Source organism: Micromonospora sp. (assembly GCF_048594385.1).
Classification (GTDB): Bacteria; Actinomycetota; Actinomycetes; order Mycobacteriales; family Micromonosporaceae; genus Micromonospora; species Micromonospora wenchangensis.
Window position 1 is genome coordinate 1 of the sequence record NZ_JBMDWU010000054.1, and the last position, 3,862, is coordinate 3,862.

The 3,862-nt window shown below is 74.2% G+C and carries 3 protein-coding genes and 1 pseudogene; 2 read left to right on the forward strand and 2 right to left on the reverse strand.

Features of this window, described 5'->3' with window-relative positions:
* The coding region (locus ACOJTC_RS02420) for a ThiF family adenylyltransferase (RefSeq protein ID WP_420115556.1) at positions 1 to 750 on the forward strand (750 nt) is incomplete at its 5' end.
* Positions 751 to 843: 93 nt separating this feature from the next.
* A pseudogene (locus ACOJTC_RS02425) lies at positions 844 to 1,662 on the forward strand (hypothetical protein); the annotation flags it as partial.
* 145 nt (positions 1,663 to 1,807) lie between these two features.
* Here the strand turns inward: ACOJTC_RS02425 and ACOJTC_RS02430 are convergent.
* Together ACOJTC_RS02430 and proB are read right to left on the reverse strand one after the other, a co-directional pair.
* The gene (locus tag ACOJTC_RS02430) at positions 1,808 to 3,049 is read right to left on the reverse strand and encodes a glutamate-5-semialdehyde dehydrogenase (RefSeq protein WP_420115557.1); all 1,242 of its coding nucleotides are present in this window, start codon (positions 3,047 to 3,049) and stop codon (positions 1,808 to 1,810) included.
* Between the two features lie 49 nt (positions 3,050 to 3,098).
* Positions 3,099 to 3,862, reverse strand: a 764-nt coding sequence (gene proB, locus ACOJTC_RS02435; protein ID WP_420115558.1) for a glutamate 5-kinase, incomplete at its 5' end; no start/stop codon positions are given.

The window sequence follows — 3,862 nt, forward strand, 5'->3', positions numbered from 1 at the left end:
TACATGGTCAACGACGCGGCGGTGCTGCTCGGCAAGCCGTACGTCTGGGGGTCGATCTACCGGTTCGACGGCCAGGCGTCGGTGTTCTGGGCCGAGCACGGCCCCTGCTACCGCTGCCTCTACCCGGAGCCCCCGCCGCCCGGCATGGTGCCGTCCTGCGCCGAGGGTGGCGTGCTCGGCGTGCTCTGCGCGTCGATCGGGTCGATCCAGGTCAACGAGGCGATCAAGCTGCTCGCCGGGATCGGTGAGCCGCTGGTCGGCCGGCTGATGGTCTACGACGCCCTGGAGATGAGCTACCGCAAGATCAAGGTCCGGAAGGACCCGAACTGCGTGCTCTGCGGGGAGAACCCCACGGTCACCGACCTGCTGGAGGACTACGAGGACTTCTGCGGCGCGGTCTCCGAGGCGGCCCAGGAGGCGATCGTCGACGCGACCATCACCGCCACCGAGCTCAAGGAGTGGCAGGACGCCGGCAAGGACATCTTCCTGGTCGACGTCCGGGAGCCCGCCGAGTACGAGATCGTCCGGATTCCCGGCTCCACCCTGATCCCCAAGGGCGAGATCATCTCGGGCGAGGCGCTGGCCAAGCTCCCCCAGGACAAGCAGGTCGTGCTGCACTGCAAGTCCGGGGTCCGCTCCGCCGAGGCGCTCGCCGCGCTCAAGGCGGCCGGGTTCCGCGACGCGGTGCACGTCCAGGGCGGGGTGCTCTCCTGGATCAAGCAGATCGATCCCTCGCTGCCGGCGTACTGACCTGGGCCCGGAGCCGGGGGCGGTGCCGAACCGTCCCCGGCCCCGACCGATTCCCCGAGGCGGGATCGCGTTCGCGCCGGTAGCGTCAACGTCGTGGTGGACTTGGATGCCGCGGTCGGCTTCGTCGTGGCGCACGGCGACGCGGTGGATCGCGCCCGGCTGTCCCGGTTGCGCACCGGTGCGCCCGTACCCCCCGACCTGCTCGACGCGGCCGAGGTCGGGCAGACCCTCGACGGCGGCTGGCCGGCCCTGCTCGGCGGTGACGTGCCGTCCATCGACGCCACCTGCTTCCGCCTCGCCGAGTTGGACGACCTCGGCGCGCTCGGTCGGCCGGCGGCCCGGCACGCCCTGGACTGGCTGGCCGCCCGGCAACTGCCCGACGGCGGCTGGGACGAGGACCCGAGACTGGCCGGCAGCGCCCCCGAATGGGCCACCCCGGGTAACCCGGAGGCCCGGCTCTACCTCTCGGCCAACGCCGCGTACTGGCTCAGCGTGGCCGGTCGGGACGCCCGCGCCGCCGGACCGCTCGACCACCGCGTCGGCGGCGCGTACGCGGGGGTGGTGCAGGCGGCGGCGCAGGCCCTGGCCGGTCAGCTCGCCCCCGACGGGAGCTGGCCGTCGTTCCTGGCCGCCGGCTGGTTGAGCGCGGCCGTGCTGCACCGCCAGCAGCTCTACTACGAGTCGGCCCGGATCCAGGCGGTGCTGGCCGAGCGCATTCCGAAGCTCTCCCCGGCCGACGTGGCCGCGCTGGCCGCCACGCTGCGCCGGGTCGAGGTGGGCGAGGAGCAGTGGGTGCTGGTGTCGGCCCGCCGACGGCTCGCCGAGACCCAACGCAGCGACGGCGGTTGGGACAGCGACGACGGCCACCAGTTCGACGTGCACACCACGCTCACCGCGATCCGCGCCTGCCGTCCGATCGGCCCGGTCCTTCCGCCCGGCTCCCCGAGCGCCCCGATGGGCTCGCCGGTGACGCCACCCGGCTCACCTGCCGTGCGCCGGGCCCGGCCGGTCCCGCCGACCGACGACGAGCCCGGCACCTGGTGACCTGGGCGGTGGCTCAGCGCAGGTGACCGTCGCCGGTCACCACGTACTTGGTGGAGGTCAGCTCGGGCAGCCCCATCGGGCCCCGGGCGTGCAGCTTCTGGGTGGAGATGCCGATCTCCGCGCCGAAGCCGAACTCGCCGCCGTCGGTGAACCGGGTGGAGGCGTTGACCATCACCGCCGCCGCGTCGACCCGGGCCACGAACTCCCGGGCGGCGGCCTGCGAGTCGGTGACGATCGCCTCGGTGTGCCCGGTGCCGTAGCGGCGGATGTGCGCGACCGCGGCGTCGAGCGAGTCGACCACGGCGACGGAGATGTCGGCCGAGAGGTATTCGGTGGCGAAGTCCTCGTCGGTGGCGGCCACCACGGCGGGGGAGTACGCGGCGACCTCGGGGGAGCCGTGCACGGTCACCCCGGCCTCGGCGAACGCGGCCAGCACCGCCGGCAGGAACGCGTCGGCGACGTCGGCGTGCACCAGCAGCGACTCGGCGGTGTTGCAGGTGGAAAGGCGCTGGGTCTTGGCGTTCAGGGCGATCGCCACCGCCTTGGCCGGGTCGGCGGCGGCGTCCACGTAGACGTGGCAGTTGCCCACCCCGGTCTCGATCACCGGCACCGTCGACTCCTCGACCACGGTGCGGATCAGCGACGCACCGCCGCGCGGGATCAGCACGTCGACCAGGCCCCGGGCCCGCATCAGCTCCTTGACCGAGTCGCGGGAGCCGGCGTCGAGCAGCTGCACCGCGTCGGCCGGCAACCCGGCCCCGGCCACCGCGTCACGCAGCACCGCCACCAGCGCCGCGTTGGAGTGCGCCGCCGAGGACGACCCGCGCAGCAGCGCCGCGTTGCCGGATTTCAGGCAGATGCCGGCCGCGTCCACCGTCACGTTCGGCCGGGCCTCGTAGATGATCCCGACCACCCCGAACGGCACCCGTACCTGCCGCAGCTCCAGCCCGTTGGGCAGGGTCGAACCCCGGACCACCTCACCCACCGGGTCGGGCAGCGCGGCCATCTCGCGCAGCGCGTCGGCGATGCCGGCCACCCGGTCCGCGTCGAGGGCGAGCCGGTCCAGCACGGCCGCGCTCAGCCCGGCCTCCCGCCCGGCCGCCAGGTCCGCCGCGTTCGCGGTGAGGATCTCCGGCGTACGCGTCACCAGCGCGTCGGCCATCGCGTGCAGCGCGGCATCCTTGACCGTACGGGTGGCGACGGCGAGGGCCTCCGCCGCGTCCCGGGCCCGGCGGGCCTGCTCGACGACGCTCATTGCGTACTCCTTCGGATCTTCCGGAAGCGCCCGCGTGGGACGCCTGATGTCACAGCAGCACCAGGTCGTCGCGGTGGACGACCTCACGTTCGTACGCCGGGCCGAGCGCCGCGGCGAGTTCGGAGGTGGAGCGGCCGAGCAGCCCGGGCAGCTCCACCGCGTCGTAGTTGACCAGCCCCCGGGCCACCGACGCCCCGTCGACGTCGACCAGGTCCACCGGGTCCCCGGCGGTGAAGGTGCCGTCCACGGCGGTGATCCCGGCCGGCAGCAGCGACTTGCGCCGCCCCACCACGGCCTGCACCGCGCCCGGGTCCAGGTGCAGCCGGCCCCGGGGCGCGGTGGCGTGCGCCAGCCAGAACAGCCGGGCCGCCGGGCGTCGCCGGGCCGGGTGGAAGAAGGTGCCCACCGGTTCCCCGGCCAGCGCGGCGCCGGCCAGCGGGGCGGCGGTCAGCACCACCGGGATGCCGAAGCCGGTGGCGATCCGGGCCGCCTCGACCTTGGTGACCATGCCGCCGGTGCCGACCCCGGCCCGGCCGGCCCCGCCGATGTCGACGCCGGCCAGGTCGGCCTCGCCGCGTACCTCGGTGATCCGGGTGCTGCCGGGGCGGGTCGGGTCGCCGGTCCAGAGTGCGTCGACGTCGGAGAGCAGCACCAGCAGGTCGGCGTCGACCAGGGCGGCGACCAGAGCGGCCAGCCGGTCGTTGTCGCCGAACCGGATCTCCTCGGTGGCGACCGTGTCGTTCTCGTTGACGATCGGCACCGCCCGCAGGTCGAGCAGCTTGCGCAGGGTCCGGTACGCGTTGCGGTAGTGCG